The organism is Brevibacillus daliensis (assembly GCF_021245735.1).
Classification (GTDB): domain Bacteria; phylum Bacillota; class Bacilli; order Brevibacillales; family Brevibacillaceae; genus Brevibacillus_B; species Brevibacillus_B daliensis.
This window is the reverse complement of the sequence record NZ_JAJISB010000003.1, coordinates 316,463-334,788: the sequence shown is the minus strand read 5'-3', so window position 1 is coordinate 334,788 and position 18,326 is coordinate 316,463. Positions and strand designations below refer to the sequence as shown.

The 18,326-nt window shown below is 40.6% G+C and carries 24 protein-coding genes and 1 pseudogene; 1 reads left to right on the top strand and 24 read right to left on the bottom strand.

Annotated elements, in window-relative coordinates; translation table 11 throughout:
- Window positions 1-165: 165 nt before the first annotated feature.
- The 8 genes from LM917_RS04660 to LM917_RS04625 all read right to left on the bottom strand — a co-directional run bounded on the left by LM917_RS04660 (window position 166) and on the right by LM917_RS04625 (window position 5,290).
- Window positions 166-411, bottom strand: a complete 246-nt coding sequence (locus tag LM917_RS04660; RefSeq protein WP_232696312.1) for a hypothetical protein — start codon at window positions 409-411, stop codon at window positions 166-168.
- Window positions 412-681: 270 nt separating this feature from the next.
- Window positions 682-1,248, bottom strand: coding sequence for a GTP cyclohydrolase I FolE (folE, locus tag LM917_RS04655; protein WP_232696563.1), 567 nt, complete (start codon window positions 1,246-1,248; stop codon window positions 682-684).
- Window positions 1,249-1,446: 198 nt separating this feature from the next.
- Window positions 1,447-1,719 (bottom strand): non-specific DNA-binding protein Hbs, encoded by a 273-nt coding sequence (gene hbs / locus LM917_RS04650; RefSeq protein WP_232696311.1) that lies wholly within the window; start codon window positions 1,717-1,719, stop codon window positions 1,447-1,449.
- Between the two features lie 309 nt (window positions 1,720-2,028).
- Complete coding sequence (spoIVA, locus tag LM917_RS04645) at window positions 2,029-3,507, bottom strand: stage IV sporulation protein A (RefSeq protein WP_232696562.1); 1,479 nt, start codon at window positions 3,505-3,507, stop codon at window positions 2,029-2,031.
- A gap of 218 nt (window positions 3,508-3,725) precedes the next feature.
- Entirely contained in the window at window positions 3,726-4,445 is a 720-nt protein-coding gene (locus LM917_RS04640) for a YphF family lipoprotein (RefSeq protein ID WP_232696310.1), read from the bottom strand.
- A 10-nt stretch (window positions 4,446-4,455) separates the two neighbouring features.
- Complete coding sequence (locus LM917_RS04635; RefSeq protein WP_232696309.1) at window positions 4,456-4,800, bottom strand: 2Fe-2S iron-sulfur cluster-binding protein; 345 nt, start codon at window positions 4,798-4,800, stop codon at window positions 4,456-4,458.
- 10 nt (window positions 4,801-4,810) lie between these two features.
- On the bottom strand, window positions 4,811-5,113 hold the full coding sequence (locus LM917_RS04630; protein WP_232696308.1) for a 2Fe-2S iron-sulfur cluster-binding protein: 303 nt from the start codon (window positions 5,111-5,113) through the stop codon (window positions 4,811-4,813).
- A 12-nt stretch (window positions 5,114-5,125) separates the two neighbouring features.
- A complete protein-coding gene (locus tag LM917_RS04625) occupies window positions 5,126-5,290 on the bottom strand; it encodes a DUF2768 family protein (protein WP_255667945.1) in 165 nt (54 codons plus the stop codon).
- 148 nt (window positions 5,291-5,438) lie between these two features.
- Here LM917_RS04625 and LM917_RS04620 point away from each other — a divergent pair, with 148 nt between their 5' ends.
- Window positions 5,439-6,026, top strand: coding sequence for a hypothetical protein (locus tag LM917_RS04620; protein WP_232696307.1), 588 nt, complete (start codon window positions 5,439-5,441; stop codon window positions 6,024-6,026).
- Between the two features lie 203 nt (window positions 6,027-6,229).
- Here the strand turns inward: LM917_RS04620 and LM917_RS04615 are convergent, their stop codons facing one another.
- The 16 genes and pseudogenes from LM917_RS04615 to prsW form a co-directional block, all read right to left on the bottom strand.
- The gene (locus LM917_RS04615; protein WP_232696306.1) at window positions 6,230-6,496 is read right to left on the bottom strand and encodes a stage VI sporulation protein F; all 267 of its coding nucleotides are present in this window, start codon (window positions 6,494-6,496) and stop codon (window positions 6,230-6,232) included.
- 71 nt (window positions 6,497-6,567) lie between these two features.
- Window positions 6,568-7,602 (bottom strand): NAD(P)H-dependent glycerol-3-phosphate dehydrogenase, encoded by a 1,035-nt coding sequence (locus tag LM917_RS04610; protein ID WP_232696305.1) that lies wholly within the window; start codon window positions 7,600-7,602, stop codon window positions 6,568-6,570.
- A 12-nt stretch (window positions 7,603-7,614) separates the two neighbouring features.
- Window positions 7,615-8,220: a glycerol-3-phosphate 1-O-acyltransferase PlsY gene (gene plsY / locus LM917_RS04605; protein ID WP_232696560.1), complete on the bottom strand. Its 606-nt coding sequence runs from the start codon at window positions 8,218-8,220 to the stop codon at window positions 7,615-7,617.
- A gap of 18 nt (window positions 8,221-8,238) precedes the next feature.
- Window positions 8,239-9,552 carry a ribosome biogenesis GTPase Der gene (der, locus tag LM917_RS04600; RefSeq protein WP_232696304.1) on the bottom strand — a complete coding sequence of 438 codons (1,314 nt, stop codon included), beginning with the start codon at window positions 9,550-9,552 and terminating at the stop codon, window positions 8,239-8,241.
- A 56-nt stretch (window positions 9,553-9,608) separates the two neighbouring features.
- Complete coding sequence (locus LM917_RS04595) at window positions 9,609-9,788, bottom strand: capping complex subunit for YIEGIA (RefSeq protein ID WP_232696303.1); 180 nt, start codon at window positions 9,786-9,788, stop codon at window positions 9,609-9,611.
- Window positions 9,788-10,702: a YIEGIA family protein gene (locus LM917_RS04590; RefSeq protein WP_232696302.1), complete on the bottom strand. Its 915-nt coding sequence runs from the start codon at window positions 10,700-10,702 to the stop codon at window positions 9,788-9,790. Before LM917_RS04590 ends, LM917_RS04595 begins: the two co-directional genes overlap by 1 nt.
- 1 nt (window position 10,703) lies before the next feature.
- Window positions 10,704-11,369: a YphA family membrane protein gene (locus LM917_RS04585; RefSeq protein ID WP_232696301.1), complete on the bottom strand. Its 666-nt coding sequence runs from the start codon at window positions 11,367-11,369 to the stop codon at window positions 10,704-10,706.
- Window positions 11,370-11,595: 226 nt separating this feature from the next.
- Complete coding sequence (gene rpsA / locus LM917_RS04580) at window positions 11,596-12,777, bottom strand: 30S ribosomal protein S1 (RefSeq protein ID WP_232696300.1); 1,182 nt, start codon at window positions 12,775-12,777, stop codon at window positions 11,596-11,598.
- 163 nt (window positions 12,778-12,940) lie between these two features.
- Window positions 12,941-13,531, bottom strand: a complete 591-nt coding sequence (locus tag LM917_RS04575) for a lysophospholipid acyltransferase family protein (RefSeq protein WP_232696299.1) — start codon at window positions 13,529-13,531, stop codon at window positions 12,941-12,943.
- A gap of 13 nt (window positions 13,532-13,544) precedes the next feature.
- Window positions 13,545-14,195, bottom strand: coding sequence for a (d)CMP kinase (gene cmk / locus LM917_RS04570; RefSeq protein WP_232696298.1), 651 nt, complete (start codon window positions 14,193-14,195; stop codon window positions 13,545-13,547).
- Window positions 14,196-14,313: 118 nt separating this feature from the next.
- Window positions 14,314-14,499, bottom strand: a complete 186-nt coding sequence (locus LM917_RS04565) for a hypothetical protein (protein ID WP_232696297.1) — start codon at window positions 14,497-14,499, stop codon at window positions 14,314-14,316.
- Between the two features lie 24 nt (window positions 14,500-14,523).
- The gene (locus LM917_RS04560; protein WP_232696296.1) at window positions 14,524-15,207 is read right to left on the bottom strand and encodes a flagellar brake protein; all 684 of its coding nucleotides are present in this window, start codon (window positions 15,205-15,207) and stop codon (window positions 14,524-14,526) included.
- A gap of 128 nt (window positions 15,208-15,335) precedes the next feature.
- Entirely contained in the window at window positions 15,336-16,715 is a 1,380-nt protein-coding gene (gene ypeB / locus LM917_RS04555) for a germination protein YpeB (RefSeq protein WP_232696559.1), read from the bottom strand.
- A 44-nt stretch (window positions 16,716-16,759) separates the two neighbouring features.
- Window positions 16,760-17,158, bottom strand: a pseudogene (locus LM917_RS04550) (cell wall hydrolase); the annotation flags it as partial.
- Window positions 17,159-17,408: 250 nt separating this feature from the next.
- A complete protein-coding gene (locus tag LM917_RS04545; protein WP_232696295.1) occupies window positions 17,409-17,573 on the bottom strand; it encodes a hypothetical protein in 165 nt (54 codons plus the stop codon).
- Window positions 17,574-17,593: 20 nt separating this feature from the next.
- Window positions 17,594-18,268, bottom strand: a complete 675-nt coding sequence (gene prsW, locus LM917_RS04540; RefSeq protein WP_232696294.1) for a glutamic-type intramembrane protease PrsW — start codon at window positions 18,266-18,268, stop codon at window positions 17,594-17,596.
- Between the last annotated feature and the right edge of the window lie 58 nt (window positions 18,269-18,326).

The following is an 18,326-nucleotide window of genomic DNA, read 5'->3' as shown; positions in this document are numbered from 1 at the left end:
ATTTTCACCCTGAACATAGTATGTTGCTTCCCACGACAAATTACTGCACCATGCCTCAGTCAACATCGATACCCATATAAATACAATCGTAGAAAACATCATTAATCAAAAATTCTCCACCTCTAAAGGTAAGATTACCCACAATCTTTCCATCAACCCCAGCAATCAAAAACAAGCCATTAGGAGCAACCCTCTAGCAATACTATTATCTAAAGGATGTACGATCAGGGAACTTACTAACTCTTCTGTTTCTGTGTCTTCTAGCACATACCACATTCCTCTCTTGTACTTAGCGGATGTATGACACGATCTTACATATTTTTCTATAGGCATACCTTCTCCCCACACGTCATACCCCATCATATAAATGGCTTCCATATCCTTAATAGTGGCTACTCTAATCCTTTTCAAATGATCTCCCCTTGTTCTTCTTGTCATTTCTTCTCATAACATTCTTCGTTATGAAAGACTATCATCCGTCTAACCTCTGGTAGATCATTTCATTCCTCATTCCAACCCCATAAGAAAAACTTCGATCGAAGTACTTTCGAAGAAACTGGTTCATCCTTAGAGGATGTTTTTCATGCGTATCAGGAAGTGAGCCTTCGAAGTTTATATTTTCTGATACAGTAAAAAAAAAGCATCCCTCAGCTTTCACTGAAGGACGCTTTTTTTATCTTATTACCCTTTAATATACTGTAAAACTTCTGCACGAGCGTTGGCATCTTTTTCAAAGACACCACGAACAGCAGTGGTAACCGTGGAAGAACCAGGTTTCTTCACTCCGCGCATTGTCATGCACATATGTTCTGCTTCTACCATGACCATTACGCCATGAGGATCTAACTTTTTCATGATAGCATTCGCAACTGTAGAGGTAATTCTCTCTTGAAGTTGAGGACGACGAGCTACGCTTTCAACGGCGCGTGCCAGTTTACTAAGCCCAACTACTCTACCGCCTTTTGGAATGTATGCTACATGCGCCTTCCCAAAGAAAGGCACTAAATGGTGTTCACACATAGAATAGAATGGGATATCTTTTACAAGTACGATTTCTTCATGATCTTCTGTGAAAATTGTCTCGAAATATTGTTCTTCATCGACCCACATACCCTCAAAAGCTTCTGCATACATCTTGGCTACTCTCTTCGGAGTGTCTAGCAGACCTTCTCGGTCAGGATCTTCACCTACAGCTTCTAGGATCATTCGTACTGCTTGCTTAATTTTTTCGTGATCTACATTCATAATGACAACCTCCCAACCCTTAAAGCAAGAACACGCCAATCTTACCATACCCTAACGAAAAATACAAAACAATAATGTGTTAAAAGTATATGTGTGTGAGTACCTGGTATGTATCCAAAAAAGATCTCTCTATGAAGTATTAGCATGTAACATGCTAATTATTTCATAGGAGACCTTTTATATGTAAGTCCTGGTTGCACCTTATTTAATGGAATCCTTTAATTGTTTACCAGGTTTAAACGCAGGTACCTTACTGGAAGCGATATCGATCTCCTCGCCTGTTTGAGGATTACGTCCTTTACGAGCAGCACGCTCACGCACCTCAAAGTTACCAAAGCCAATCAATTGTACTTTGTCTCCATCTTTCAGAGCGTCAGCAATCGATTCAAGAACTGCTTCAACAGCTTTTGTCGCATCCTTCTTTGTTAATTCGGTTGTATCTGCAACTTTTGCAATCAATTCTGTTTTGTTCATAGCTTTCACCTCCCCTCTTAGCATAATCACTAATCTAATGGTATTACATGTCTTAACAGATTAATCGATTTTTATACGTAGAATGGCGTTACTAAGCCATCTGACAAGCTTATAGTAATACAGGGCATAGGTTTTTACAAGACTTTTCCACTTTACAATGATGCAATTCAATAAAAATAGTTACAAATCAGGTCTAAAAATCCTACGTATATACCTTCTAGAACATGCAAAAAAACTCTCCCATCCCTTTAAGATGAGGAGAGTTTCCTATGAGATATCGTTATGGAGCGACAACTATTACGATTATTTCTATAGGATGATCGCAATTAGCCCGCCAGAGCCTTCGTTTATAATTCTACCCAATGTTTCCTGTAGCTTGTATCGTGCATTGTCTGGCATCATCAGAATCTTTGCCTGAATGCCCTCTCTTACGATGGAGTGAAGCGATCGACCAAATATATCAGAATTCCATATTGCAAGTGGGTCCTTGTCAAAATCCTGCATGAGGTATCGTACCAACTCTTCACTTTGCTTTTCAGTGCCAATAATCGGAGCAAATTCCGACTCTACGTCTACACGGATCATATGAATAGATGGCGCTGTAGCTCTCAGACGTACCCCGAAACGAGGACCCTGACGAATCATTTCTGGTTCATCTAATGTCATCTCATGCAGGGATGGTGCTGCGATGCCATAACCAGTACTACGTACCATATGCAGAGCTTCAGCAACTTGATCATACTCTTTTTTCGCATGAGCGAATTCCTGCATGATTTTTAACAGATGATCTTTCCCGCTAATCTCTTCACCAACAATCTCCATTAAAATTTGATCGTACAAGTGATCAGGAGCCATGAGGTCGATTTCTGCTACACCATGCCCCATATCCATACCAGCCAAAGCTGCACGCTCAATAAAATCATACTCATTGAAAAACCCTACTACACGATCTACATCACGGAGACGCCGGATATCTTTAACCGTTTCTCCCACAGCTTCTTCATAGTTTTGACGGAGCCAGTGACCGTTCTCTAGAACCATTACCCAACTTGGTAAGTTCACGTTTACCTCATGTACGGGGAACTCGAACAAGACTTCTTTTAAAATGTGAAGAACCTCAGATTCCGTTAGTGTATCTACAGAAAGAGCTACTACCGGAACATCATATTTTTCTTGTAATTCCTGACGAAGAGCTTGGGTTTCTTCTGTACGTGGACGTGTCGAGTTAACAAGGATAACAAATGGCTTACCAACTTCCTTTAACTCTTGTACAACCCGTTCTTCCGCCTCCAAATAGCCTTCGCGCGGTATTTCTGCAATAGTTCCGTCCGTGGTAACTACAATCCCGATGGTGGAATGCTCCTGGATTACTTTACGTGTTCCAACCTCAGCTGCTTCCTCAAATGGAACCGGCTCCTCATACCAAGGAGTATTAACCATCCGTGGTCCATTTTCGTCTTCAAATCCTTTGGCCCCATCTACTGTGTAGCCGACGCAATCCACTAGACGGACATTAATCATTAAACCCTCTGTTACGTTTATCTGTACCGCCTGGTTAGGCACGAATTTTGGTTCAGTCGTCATAATGGTTTTTCCCGAAGCACTCTGTGGAAGCTCATCCGTGGCTCGAATACGATCTGCCTCGGATGGAATGTTGGGTATGACCGCCTGCTCCATAAATCGTTTAATAAAGGTTGACTTCCCTGTACGGACAGGTCCTACGATACCGAGATAAATATCACCACCCGTACGCTCGGCTATGTCTTTAAAGATATCGATTCGTTCCACCATCGAAAACCTCCTTATGATTGTCTATTTAAATCTATGGCTGTTTTTAGAATTTATCCCTCTCATCCAAAGAATTTCCTCACCTTGCCTGTACAATTGTTGTAGACAATATTAATATATGAAAAACTCTAATCTTTAGAACGAAAAAGATAGTTCCTTCTTATATAGAAAAGAAAAAAGCTATCCCCCCATAAAAGGGAGATAGCTTTTCAAGCTTATTAATATTTTAGCAACTCTGGCTCATTATTTACCAGTTTATATGGGAATGATTTAAACGGAACAAAAAAGGATTCACGAGCGACCGCATAACGTGGGTCCGTATCTTTAGGAACCGTTATCTTTTGCTCCCTCATCATGCTTGCAATATCACTAGCATAATTGATCCCTACTTGCCCTTCTTTATTCATAATAAGCGGCAAGAGCTGATCACTAAATGGACTTTCTATCTGAGGCTCTGTCGCCCCTATTGCCGTGTAATTGATGGAATAATAGCTGTTGCCGAGGTCCTGATCAATCGGCAATTTATTGTTTGCTGTTACATAGTAAATAATTTTGTGCTGAACTTGCGTTACTTTACTAACCTCTCGCAAATCGATTAATCTTACCTTCGGATTGTCTTCCACATCAATGATTACATACTTATAAGGCCCACCTTTTTCAAAAGCATTTCCCGGAATATCAGGTAAATATCTCGGTATCAATCTTTTGAAATCTATCTCATACTTTTCGAAGTAGGGCGTGGAAGCAGCAGTTGTATAAATAGGCAATCCGCCTTCTGTCTTTTGGAATTCCTCCATCGCTTTTTGCGTCTGTTCCAAATAAACTGGGATAGGCACCTGATTTTCTACACGTTGATTCTGCGGATATAGGCAACCGCTTACGATCGTAGACAGGATGACCATCCAAGATAGGAGCCAGCCTTTTTTCTTTCGTATCATTTTGTTCCTCCTACCAATCATCTTGATCCATGTGCTGGCGCTCTAGCGCTCGTTGAACGACTGATTTTAGTCGGTCCTCTGGAATTCTCACTGTGCAAGGCTCATCTGTTACAATCGTTTGACAGCTTAGACGAATGCCTTCCTTCAAGTCACCTGCGCTCAGCTTTCTTTTCTCTTTATCAGTAGGCGGACCTACCGCTCCTGCTTCAATCTTTACTTTGCACATTAAACAAGAGGCTTGTCCGTGGCAACGTGTTGGGATTATTACCCTTGCAGCCCTTGCAATTTGCAGGAGGTTTTGTCCTTTTCGTGCCTTGTATGTACGTTTACTAGGTAAGAAAGTTACGAGTGACATCATTATTCACCTACATATATGGAGTATGTACCAGTTGTACGGAGCCCTCACCGATCAATTTAATTTGACATCCAAGACGAATATGCTCTCTTCGCTCTGCCTTTTTAAGTCGGAGTTTTTCTTCAGGGGTGATATCGTTTAAAAATTCTCTTCCCTCCGTAACTCTTGTACGACATTGCGCACATATCCCTCTCTGGCAGGCATATCCCCAGGGGATCTTATTTTTTTTTGCTAATTCAACAATGGATGTATGCTGCTCCACCGGTATATGGTAAGATTCGCCTATTTTTGTTATTAGTGTAATCTGATCCATGATATTTCACTCCTATACAAACATAACAATAATAATCATACCGAAAGTTAAGAGTAGCAATAAAAATGAGAAAATTTTAATAAGGACTGAAATAAATGTACCTGCTTTTTTGCGTGCAAAAATCAATAAAAAATTGCACACAAACATGAGAAAAATCGCAACAAATGATATGTACATTTTTGTCATTGGATCGATATACATATGGCAAAGTGTCCTTTACTTGTCTTTTTGTGCTAAGTATAACATAAATGTTCGGGACACGAACCCATTTCGAATCACCTACATAGGATATTACGATAATTCACGTCCACTTGGAGGAAGTTGCATGAATAAACGGAATTGGCGAAATCCATATGTCACGATTCAAAAGAAAACAACTCATCCGAGCGCTAAACAATCGAAACCTCAGTCCAAAAAAGCTGTTCCCGTAGCAGTGAAAGAGGTCGACGAATCTCCCGACGTTGATGTTGTAGAGCCAAGGGAGGAACGTAATGTTCCTGAGCGAAAAACGTTATTTGCAAACTTTCCCGCCTTGAACATTCTCAACAATCTGGATATACGTACGTCAGTTACTCGAATCAGAAGTAACATAAAAGGGATCAGCTCAACCATTAAACAAATGGAAGATACAATGGATACGATCTTTGGTGCCATGGAGATGTTTGAAGCCTTTGGAAATCCTGCAAAGGCAAGTACAAAAGAAAGTGTACTAGATTCACGTTCCTCTAGAACGGAAGCAGCAGAATCGACTGATAACCTTGATGATGAGTCACCTATACAAAAAAATAATTCTGCTAGTAACCTGTTATCAAACATTGATCTTGGACAGTTGCTCGGATTATTGCAATCACCGTTAGTACAAAGTCTATTGAATCAATCTTCAAATGATGAGACACGAAAAAAAGAGGGATAATCCCTCTTTTTTTGTGTGTTTCGATGGTTATAAAAACCATCACCTGTTTCGATTCTGTTTTGTTCCCGCTAACCTGTTCGTAACAGAATTTTTGGTACTAAACAGCCATGTCCCTGTAGAGCCATGATTGTTCCTTGTTCTACTCTATGTCATTCCAATTTTAGGGGAACTAACAATCTCGCCCATTTGTTGCTCATTTTTGCCTATTTCATGCGTTCCAGCATGGATTGAATTTCATTTGGATTAAACGTTCCATCCTGAATCATGGTAAGGATCTCATCCTCTTTTTCCTTTGTGATATCAAATCCACTCATCATGGAGACCATTTTAATTAATTGACGAATTTTTTCTTCGCTTTGCAAATCTTCCTTTTTGAAAGTCTGAGCGACCTGCATCAATTGATCACCGTCTACCTTCGTCTTACCAGCCAACTTATCAAGTAAACGGCGTGACATCCCTTTGTTTTCCACTTTCTTCTCCTCCTTATTCTACAGTAAACTTCTCATTACTGTATGAGGAGAGGGGCAAAGTGGTGAGATGCCTATTTATTTGTATATCTCACGATGTCTTCCATTTCATAACGTTTGCCACGTCCCATTAGATCCTCAACACCTTGACGTGGTGAGCATCCCTCAAAAAGCACGTTATACAACACGCTCGTAATTGGCATTTCGATTCCTTCTCTTTTTGCCATAGCCTCAGCAGCTCTCGTAGTCCGGACACCTTCCACGACCATTCCCATATGCGCGAGAACTTCCTCTAAAGGTTTTCCCTGACCTAACATATAGCCAGCTCTCCAGTTACGGCTATGCTTACTGTTACATGTAACAACGAGATCCCCTACTCCAGCAAGTCCAGCAAACGTTAAAGGATCTGCACCTAGTTTTACACCCATTCGTCCAATTTCTGCCAGCCCACGGGTAAGTAACGCTGCTTTCGCATTATCTCCAAAACCAAGCCCATCGCTCATTCCTGCGCCAAGTGCTATGATATTTTTCAAAGCGCCAGCAATTTCCGCACCAACCATATCCGGGTTCATGTATACACGGAAATACGAATTCATGAAAATGTCTTGTGCTTTTGTTATGCTTGCCTCACAAGTGGAAGCAACGACTACGGTCGTAGGTGATTTTTTGATTACTTCTTCAGCATGGCTCGGACCTGTTAATACGACTAATCCATCTGATATTTCAGCTGGAATTTCTTCCTTGATGACTTCAGACATGCGTTTCAAACTCTCTAATTCAAAACCTTTGGTTGCGTGAACCAAGGTTACATCTTTCGCTAAATAAGGAGCTACTTTTTTTGTTACTTCACGCATTGCACTGGATGGGACAACCAAAATCACAACGGAAGCTTCCGTAACTGCATCTTGAATATTTGTTGTCGCTGTAATCTTTGGTGAAAGAGTTACCTCTTTCAGATATTTTTGGTTCGTATGGTTGTAATTAATCTCGTCCGCATGTTTTTGATCGCGGACCCACAAGGTTACATCAAAGTTGTTATCGGCGCAGACGGAGGCTAAAGCTGTTCCCCAGCTACCTGCACCCAATACTGCCACACGGTTGTTCAACATGTCTTCCTCCACTTAATTAAGTTTTCTGTGGGATTTATCTCCGATTTTACGCTCTTTCCCCTGCATCAAATTAGTGATATTGGAATAATGACGGTAATAAGCCAACACAGTAATCAGCAAGCTTATAAAAAATAGCAGGTAGTTTTGCGTAAATAATAGCAATAAGATGGGAAATAACGTAACAAACAGCAAGGAGCCCAAAGAAACATATTTTGTAATCGCTATACTTGCAATGGCAAGAACTGCACAGATAACAAATGCTAACGGATTTAGGGCAAGAGCAACACCAGCTGTTGTGGCAATCCCTTTTCCACCGCGGAATCCATAGTAAATAGGCCAGTTATGACCTATGACAGTGAATAACCCTGCAGCAGCAAATGCAAGCTGATTACTATCTGTTAACCAATATGTAATGTACATGGTTGCAACAGGTTTTAATGCATCCAGTAATAGAACCATGACCGCCGGACCTTTACCGAGAACCCGGAGCGTATTCGTCGCTCCGGCATTCCCGCTACCATGACTTCTAATGTCAATTCCTGCTACTTTTTTCCCAATTAGATAGCTGAAACTAATTGAACCAATCAAATAACTGATGATTAGTGAAAGCAAAATCATCATTGCATTCTCCACTCCCTATGTTTTCTTACGGGTTAAGATACGGATAGGCGTCCCTTCGAATACAAACGCTTCTCTAATTTTATTCTCTAAGTAACGTTCATAGGAGAAATGCATTAATTCAGGGTCATTTACGAAGACAATAAAGGTTGGTGGTTTAATAGCTGCCTGGGTCGTATAGTTAATTCTTAAGCGTTTACCTTTATCACTCGGTGGAGACGTCATGATCGTCGCATCTGTGATCAAATCATTCAACACTGAAGTATTCACACGCATCGTATGTGCTTCTGCTACCTCATTTACCTTTGGCAAAATAGTGTGCACCCGTTGTTTTGTTTTTGCTGAGACATACAGGATTGGTGCGTACGAAAGATATTTGAACTCCTCACGAATCAACTCTGTAAAGCGTTGCATGGTCTTGTCGTCTTTTTCAAGGGCATCCCATTTATTAACGACAATAATGACACCACGTCCAGCTTCATGTGCGTATCCAGCGATTTTTTTATCCTGCTCAATAATTCCTTCTTCCCCGTTAATAACAACCAAGACCACATCTGAGTCTTCAATCGCTTTGAGGGCGCGCATTACACTATATTTTTCGGTGCTTTCATACACTTTTCCTTTTTTACGCATCCCAGCTGTATCAACCAGTACATACTCTTGTCCTTCACGAACAAATGGAGTATCAATCGCATCACGAGTGGTACCAGCCACCTCACTAACAATAACACGCTCTGCACCAAGGATAGCGTTCGTTAATGAAGACTTCCCTACATTCGGACGTCCAATAATGGAGATGCGAATTTCATCATCCCGTTTTGCCTCTTCTTCAACACTAGGGAAGTGAGCAATTACTTCATCCAGCATGTCGCCCAAACCTAGACCATGAGAACCGGAAATTGGATATGGCTCGCCTACACCAAGTTGGTAAAACTCATAAATATCATTTCGCATCTCAAAGTTATCTACTTTATTTACTGCCAGAACAATTGGTTTTCCTGTTCTGTTCAACATACGTGCCACGTTTAGATCAGCATCGGTCACTCCAGAACGAACATCTACGATCAGGATAATTACGTCTGCTTCATCAATGGCTAATTCAGCCTGATTACGCATTTGCGTCAAAATATGATCCGTTTCCGCAAATTCAATTCCACCTGTATCTATAACATGAAATTCTCGAGTTAGCCATTCTGCTTTTGCATAAAGACGATCACGTGTAACACCTGGCTTGTCCTCAACGATTGCAACTCGTTCTCCTACTAATCGGTTAAAAATCGTCGACTTACCAACGTTAGGGCGTCCGACAATTGCTACTACTGGTAATCCCATACTACTCAACACTCTCTCTCTGCTTACTTGATTTCATCTGCTAATCATATCATATTCTACTTGTGCCTAACAATGACTAGGATCCGAGGGGCAATTTCATGTACCATTCCATCCAAAATTTTCTCCAATAAAAAGGCAATATCCTGCATTTCTTGTTCATCCTTTGCAACAAAAACGGGAGTTCCTCCTGATACATCTTCTCTTCTCGTCGTAATGATCGCAGATATTTCCTTCATTACGTCTCTCTTCCTTTCGCTTGATTCACTTTTGCTTCTTGAGGCATACGAATCGAACTCTCAATGATTGTAGAACCTTCTATTACCTTCGCCCCTTTTGTTATGTCTTTATCGTAAGGTAAAAGGAATACACCTAATCTACCTGTCTTTAAATCACGTTTTACAAGAGGGGTAAGGGATGGTTCGCCCTGGTCTGTATATACGCCAAGGATTGTAGAGGCATCATGCAAAATTGCTTGGCGTTGACCCGGGTGAGCGATCGTAACCTTGGCATTATCATTTTTAGGAATCAAAACATATCCCACCCCTTTTTCTGCTATGATATCTTGAGCGGCAGTGGAACCTACATTCATAATATATATATCATCTACGTACAAATTTACCCCTTCCAGACGAACATGTCCGGGTATTACATCAACAATATGTTCCAAGGTCTTTCCTGACTTCAACAGATGCGAAACGATCAACGTGACTATTCCTACTATAATCCCACCCTTCCAAGTAAATAAGACAGTGGCGAACGTCGTAAGAAAGGATGAAAAAATAACCAAATAATTGCGCCCTTCAAATACCATGGCTATCCCTTCAATGTACGATTTCCCTCTGGGAACTAGCTCCATCTGGTCGATTTCAGTCAAGGTATTACGTTCCATGTTACGAACATCCCGAAATTGCTGAGCTGCTAGAGAGAGGAAGGTGATCGCCGTGTAGTCCTCCTTCAAGAAGGAAGGCACTGCAACAGCACCCAACCCTGCAGCAATGACTCCAAGTGAAATATGGATCAATTGTCCATGAGGATAGGTTGGATACTGGCGATAATCAGTGCGTAGAAGATAAATACGATTAATGATTCCGAAGGCTACTCCTAGAAATAAAGGAATAACATACTCATTCGTGAGTAACTGTTTTAGCATATTATTCACCTGTCTGTTTTTGATTAATTATTTTACGCACAATCATACTTACAAATTGATATCCTCGGGCTCCCCCATTCATAGCAAGCGAAAAAACTGGATAAAGAACAGCCACAGCGGCTATACATACCCACAGCAAATCTTGTAGGTATGCACCACCCATACTAGCTTGATTGGTTAATGAAACAAAGGAAAGCTGATAGATGGCATCTGAAATGGGCAGCACCGCAGTAAGATAAAAGACATGATGCAAGAGATGGCGTGCAAGAAAGAAACAGAGACTGATAGTAATCAAAGGAATCAGGATTTTTTCATCCAGTAATAACAATACTGGATTCCAAAAAATGATCTTTCTTAAAAAAACTAGTGAAAAAATGAGAATCAATGCACCTAGAAATAATCGACTTCTCTCTTGTAGAGAAGAAGAGTTACCTGACCAAATTAAAGCTGCAACGGCAAGTGGTAATAGAAACCCACTAACATTAACAATCGCCGGATAAAAATACAATTTCCACTCAGCAAAGCCCGTTAGGAGAAAGCACGTTACGATAACCAATACCGTAGAGCGTTTTACTTTCATTTTGGCTAGGAGACGATCTGCCAACCCCATCCAGACAATACACAGAAACAACCATTGTAGTAGTAACGCTACGATTCCATCATTCATATTGAACACCTGCACAATCTACTTTCGACATTTAGGTACCTGCCTGTAGTATGACTCACTTGGTGTGGTAGTAGTCTCTTCTTCACACAAAAAAAGGATATGTCCTGACGATTAAACGTCTTTGGGCATATCCTTTGTTTTCTGTGAAAAACGTCTCGACGTTTTTCATGAAATTGGATGTGATCGCTTGCGGTCCAACAAAACGGTCATGACCGTTTTGTTACTCTTATTTTAATTTATCTTTCAGATCACCAAACAAGTCTCCTAGGGTTATACCCATTCCTTGTTGGTTATTCTCTTGCGTGTATTGTTGAAGTTCTTTACGAGAAATACGTTCTGCTTCCTCTTCGCGGTCTTCTTCAACAGCACGAATACTTAAGCTGATACGCTGGTCTTTTAAATTAATATCCAGGACCTTCACTTTTACTTCCTGGCCTTCCTTCAACACTTCACTTGGAGTTTTCACACGGCGATTTGCGATTTGTGAGATATGAACCAAACCTTCTACGCGTGGAGCAATCTCAACAAAAGCACCGAATCCTGTCAGTCTTTTTACTGTACCAGATACGACGTCGCCCTTCTTGAATTTTTCAGCCGCTTCATCAAAAGGACCTGGCTGAGCATCCTTCATGCTTAAGCTAATACGCTCATTATTTTTATCTACTTTCAATACTTTTACTTTAACCTGTTCCCCTTCTTTTACTACATCAGAAGGCTTCTCTACATGATCCCAGGCAAGTTCGGAAACGTGGACCAGACCATCAACGCCACCAATATCAACGAATACACCGAAATCGGTCAAACGTTGTACGGTTCCGTCCAAAATACTGCCAACCTCAATGGTTTCCAATACTTTTGTCTTGCCTTGCTTAGCTTCCTCATCAAGAATTGCCTTGTGAGACAGGATCACTTTATTTTTCTCTTTATCAAGTTCCATAACTCGAAGTTTTAAAGTACGACCCTTGTAATCAGAGAAATCTTCCACAAAATGACGTTCTACCATAGAGGCAGGAATAAAGCCGCGTAGACCAACATCTACTACAAGGCCACCTTTCACTACATCTTTTACTTCTGCTTCAATGATAACGCCAGTTTCCTTTTTTTCTACAAGGTCTTTCCAAGCATTTTCTGCATCAACTGCTTTTTTGGAAACCACCAATTCTTCGCTATCATCATTCAGTTTCGTAACTTTAACTTCAAACTCATCTCCGATAGCAACTAGATCAGATGTTTTTTCTACATGAAGACCTGACAGTTCGCTTATCGGAATGAGACCATCATATTTGTAGCCAACATCAACAAGTACTTGTTTGTCTTCCACTTTGGTTACCTTTGCCTTTACAACGTCCCCTACGGATAGAGTTTCCACATTGTTTAGACTTAGGTTGCTATCTGTTCCATCGACCATTGAATAAACCTCCTCGAATGCCAACATTGACATGTAAGTGATAGTAGCCAGGCTCGTGAACAATAAATATGTTAAACCCCGCCAGTGGCGAAGGTCTGACAAACAGTAAAAATGTATGTGCAGTAAGTAGTATGCAACTTGATTGGAAGAAAGATGCAGTAGATTATTTGTGCTCTACAATCATTCTTCGTATTTCATCCATAATGAAGTCTGTCACCTGTTTCATCGTTTCTCCCGTTGGTTTCTCAGTCTTCCACGGTGATAAATCAAGCGGTTTACCTACAACAACTTTAACTTTACGAAAAAGTCGATAAGGTCCAATGATTGCAACAGGAACAACGGCAGCATCAGATTTAAGCGCAAAAAGGGCAACACCTGATTTCCCTTCACCTACTTCGCCAGTTTTACTGCGAGAACCTTCAGGAAATATCCCGAAAACTTTCCCTTCATCTAGTATCTGCATGGTAGCACGAATCGCAGCTCGGTCGCCACCACCCCGTTTAACTGGAAAAGCACCAAATTCTTTAACAAGATAGGAAACTACGGGGATGTCAAATAATTCAGCCTTTGCCATGTAACAAACCTGCCGCTCCACAGCGCCCCCTAACGACATCGGATCCCAGTTACTAATGTGATTTGCACATAAAATAACTGGACCCGTAGTAGGCAAATGGTGTGAGCCAACAACCTCATATTTATAAAAAATTCGTAATAAAAAGCGAAAACCTGAACGGAAAATCTTGTATAAGTTCAATTCTTTCACCCAATTATCTGCATAACGCTAGAATATTAATAACCACTTCATCGAGGGACATGCTTGTCGTATCAAGCAATACAGCGTCCTCTGCTTTTCGTAACGGAGCACTTTTTCTTTCCTTATCACGCTGATCTCGTTCGGCAATCTCTTTTTGCAAAAGTTCCAAGTCTGGTGTTTCACCTTTTGCAATCAAATCACCATAACGGCGTCTAGCTCTTTCTTCAATAGAAGCAGTCAAGAATATTTTCACTCTCGCGTCTGGCAATACATGTGTGCCAATATCGCGACCATCCATGACCACATTACCTTGATGTGCCATTTCTCGTTGAAGGGTAAGCATTCTATTGCGTACGTCTGGGTAACTAGCAACAACAGAAGCATAGTTACTTACTTCTTGTGTCCGGATATGGTGGGTAATATCTTCTCCATTCCAGAATACATGTTGTCCATCTTGCATACGTTTTAACTCAATTTGAGCATTTTGTAACAGTGCAGAAACTGCTTTTTGATCAAGCACATCTACACTATTATGAATAACAGCCCAAGCTAACGCCCGGTACATTGCACCTGTATCTACATATACAAATTGTAGGGATGCAGCTACTCGTTGGGCCACCGTACTTTTCCCTGCGCCTGCAGGTCCATCAATCGCTATATTCATGATCAGAAGTCACCTACTAAAAAATAGAAAGATAGAAAGCAAGAAAGCCCCGAACGAAGAACATTCGTCGAAGCCATTCTATGGTATATTGTACCACATCCCACCAGATGAAGCAAACTCAGCGCACTACAGCTACGCCTTCCAATCTCACTGTCGGGACTAGGAAATTTCGATACACTCCTACTGCTAAAAGTAGTTGGGCCAATACTATCATGATAGCAAACAAAAAAATCCCTTTACGAATCATTTTCTCCATTCGCTTGGAAAACGATATAAAACAGCTGTCAAATTCTTGTTGACTCATCTGGGTGGCCCCTTTACAAGATGCTTAGTCCGTCAAGCCTTTTTGTCTGTCCTCCAATTGCCGCTCGTAACAGATACGTACAATTTTTGCACGGTCTGCCTCTGAAATCTCGGTATATTTAACGGAGACCCAAGAGAATGAGCTATGCTCTTGTTGATTAACTCGAATAACTCTAGCTTTGGAAAATGAATGACTGACACTACCATTTTTGGATGGGAGCGATAACCAGATTTCTAATTCTTGCTGTTCATGAAATATATAGTGCTTTGGACAAGTAAAAGCAAGTCCTCCACCACTGATATCTATCGTTCTAGCCAAGAACGTCTGCTTGTTTTTTCCCTTCAAATAGCTGATGGATATTTCCAACGACGCTTGAACACGTAAATATCCTCGTCTCTGCGTTCTAACTATTTCTTCTTTAGGTACCTTTGCCAATAGGAGCATCGGGATGTTTTCTCGTTTCCTTCCAACCACTGAGGTCACAAAATCATATCTTGACCCATCATTTCCTATGTACCATACAAAACACGTTACCCCAGAAGGAAATGACGAGGCTTTACCTGTATCCTCTTCAGTAGGTAATTCTATTGCAATCTCTTTGTCAGAATAATCAGCAACTCTTGTTTTGTAAATTTGTTTGCTATTTTCATCCGTTAAAGATGCTAGAGACAGGTGCATCACTTGTCCAACTTGAGGCAGCACACTCACTCTTTTTTCCTCCCCTATTATACCCTCTGCCTCCATTATACACAGGCTAATATCCATACAGCAAACAAAGAAGTTTGCGTGGCACAAACTTCTTTGTTCATAATTCGACGGTGTTCATAGTTCGACGGTTATGACGCAGTTCCTTTTTTACGAGGCGCTCCATCACCCATGAACATTTTTATTACCTCTTCTTCATCTCCATTTTCAGCATTAATGTAGATCAGATAGTGATCATTTTTATAGTCACCTCTGAATTCATGAACAAGGACTTCTTTCCCATCATTCTTTCCTTGAATCAGAGCCATTTGGTGTCCCTTAATCTTAACGTGAGGGTTAATCATCGTTCTTGCTTTTTCGGCGGTAACCTTTGGTCCATTCATTTTACGCTGCTTATGATTAAATAAATATTCTACAGAATGGAATCCATTCACATCTCCATTATCTAGTGCAACCTTCACGGTAACAGCATCTGGGTAGATTACGACATCTTTTTCTTTTGGTACGAACGTAAAGATCCCCAATCCTCCATATGTATCACGTTCCGATGCAACCATGTTTCCATATCCTTTAGCCTGTAAAAATTTCTGCGCGCTTCTTTCCGCTTCATCTAATGATATTTTTTCATTTTGGACGTTGCGCTCGTTAAGCAACCAAACTACCTGACCACCTTTTTTGGTGATATCTAAGTTGATGGGAGCCTCTTTATTTTTCCCTGTAATTCGTACACTATATGCATTGTATTGCATACCTTTCCCATTTTTGTCCACTTCAATAGTAGCACCTTTTGAAATATGTCCCACGAACTTCTTCGCAATCTCTTTTGCTTCTTCTTCTGTAATAGATTTACCAGAAACCCCTTGAATACGTTGTTGTCTTTTCTTATTCATGGTCGTTACAGTCACTCCCCAATCCATCTCAGGGAATTCCTGAACTTTCTTATCCATCGTTGTAAATCCATCTACAATTGTGTTATCTCCTGGCTCCTTCTGTTTGGCTAAAGCAGATTCAACTTCCATCCAGCGAAGCTTACTATCAATTACTTTTGTTTGTACCGTATTTAGTTCTGTTTGGATATTCTTTGAATGATCATAGAGGCTGTTTAGCATCTTGTATTCTTTTTCTGAAAGAGGCTGCTTCTGTAAATCCCGAACAGCAACTTCATATGAAAAATCGGCTACATTTGACAAAAACTCCTCTGTCTTATTGAAGGGCATCAGTGATAGCGGTAATTGTCCGAGATCATTTTGAGCTGTATAAGACAGGCGCCATACATTTGTTAGACAAGGAGAAATCTGTTTTCGCGAATTAAGAACAACAGATTTTCCTAGTTCATCATGAAGTTTGTTCACATGATAATTCAGATCATGAAAAGCTCGTTGGTATTGGTTTTCTGCATTAATTAAAATGCTGTTTTTTTCATTATGCTCCTGATACCCCCAAACACCAACCCCAATTAACGCAATCAAGCAAATGGGAAACATTACACGAGAAATAGCTCCGTACACGATGGGAAACCTCCTTTTTATTGTCTACTCTCTGATGCATCTATCTTTTATCTACAAAAAATATGTTTACCGATCTTCTTAACCTGTGGTCTGCTCCAAATCCATTTTGAGGTAGCAGTTACAGGATTGAAGTAGTAGGTACACCCACCTGTTGGGTCCATTCCCTTCATCGCATCCTGAACTGCCTTTTTCGCCGTTTCATTGGGCTCTAAGTTAATTTGTCCATCAGCTACAGCCGTAAATGCACGAGGCTCATAAATCACCGCAGATGGTGAATTAGGAAAAGATGGGCTTGCTGCACGATTTAAAATAACTGCAGCAATAGCTACTTGTCCAATATATGGTTCCCCCCTTGCTTCTCCATATACAGCATTCGCCATTAGTTTTAAATCATTTTGTGAAACCTTTGAAATATGAAAGGTTGATTCTTTATTCTTTGCTGCAGTCTCTAAAGCAAGCTGTTCTTCTATGCCTGAGACGACTGATGCGTTATCAGTTTCCTTAGGAAAGTCAGAAACCGAATAAAGAATGATGCAAATCAGGGCAATCAGAGACGTTGTGGCTACTCTTATGTTACGGGCGAATTTAGCTTTCACATGGTTGCCTCCTCACTAGTGGAATATTTTTGTATCTGTATTGTTCGTGAGGAAAAACATGTTTATACAAAAAAAAAGAGACCAGTAAATACCAGTCTCTTCATTCATCCATCGATAAAATATCAAATCGTTCAGCATTATCACATACACATTGCTTAAATCCGGTCTCTACTCTGCCTTCTGTGCTTCGGCGACCACGCAAAATAAATCTTTCGCCACATTGATTACATCGTATCATTACTTTGAATCGATCAGTTTTCGTCAAATACTGTCGCCCCCTTGACCTTATTGTGGGCGATTGTGTGCATTTTTAGAACCAAATTCATGAGCGAGGTGAACTTTTTTTAGCCCTAGCCACCATAATACTATCATGAATGGAATGATTAGCATCATCCAATACTGAGCAGACATGAAGATAACATTATAAATAACATGAAGGAGCATCGGTAAAAAGAGTGAAAACAGCAGGAATACCCTTCGATTTTCATTTTCTCCTGCAAACTTGGCTCTTCCCATGTAATAACCCATCCAGACTGCGAACAAGGCATGGCTGGAAACTGGTAATAACGAACGCCAAATGGCCACTGTATTGCCATTTAAAATGAGATACAACAAATTTTCCAATGTAGCAAACCCTAAAGAAGTCGCTACCGCATAGACGATTCCATCATAAGGCTCATTAAATTCCACATGTTTATATGCTGTTAGGAAAACGACTAACCATTTAAAAAATTCTTCCACTATTGCCGCTGACAATACAGAAGAGGCCCAAACGGAATTAAATCCCCACTCAACTTGGATAATATACTGAAGAATCATTACAGGAAATGCGATCAGTATCCCAAAAATAAAAGAGCGAACCACCATAGAAATCGGTTCGGGCTCTAAATTGTCACGCAAATAAAAATAACACAGCAACGCAAGGCCTGGTGCCACTGCAGCACCAATAAGCGTGATCATAATACCTGTTTGCTCCTTTACATAAGTTACCTTCCCATCGTACCATAGAACAATAATG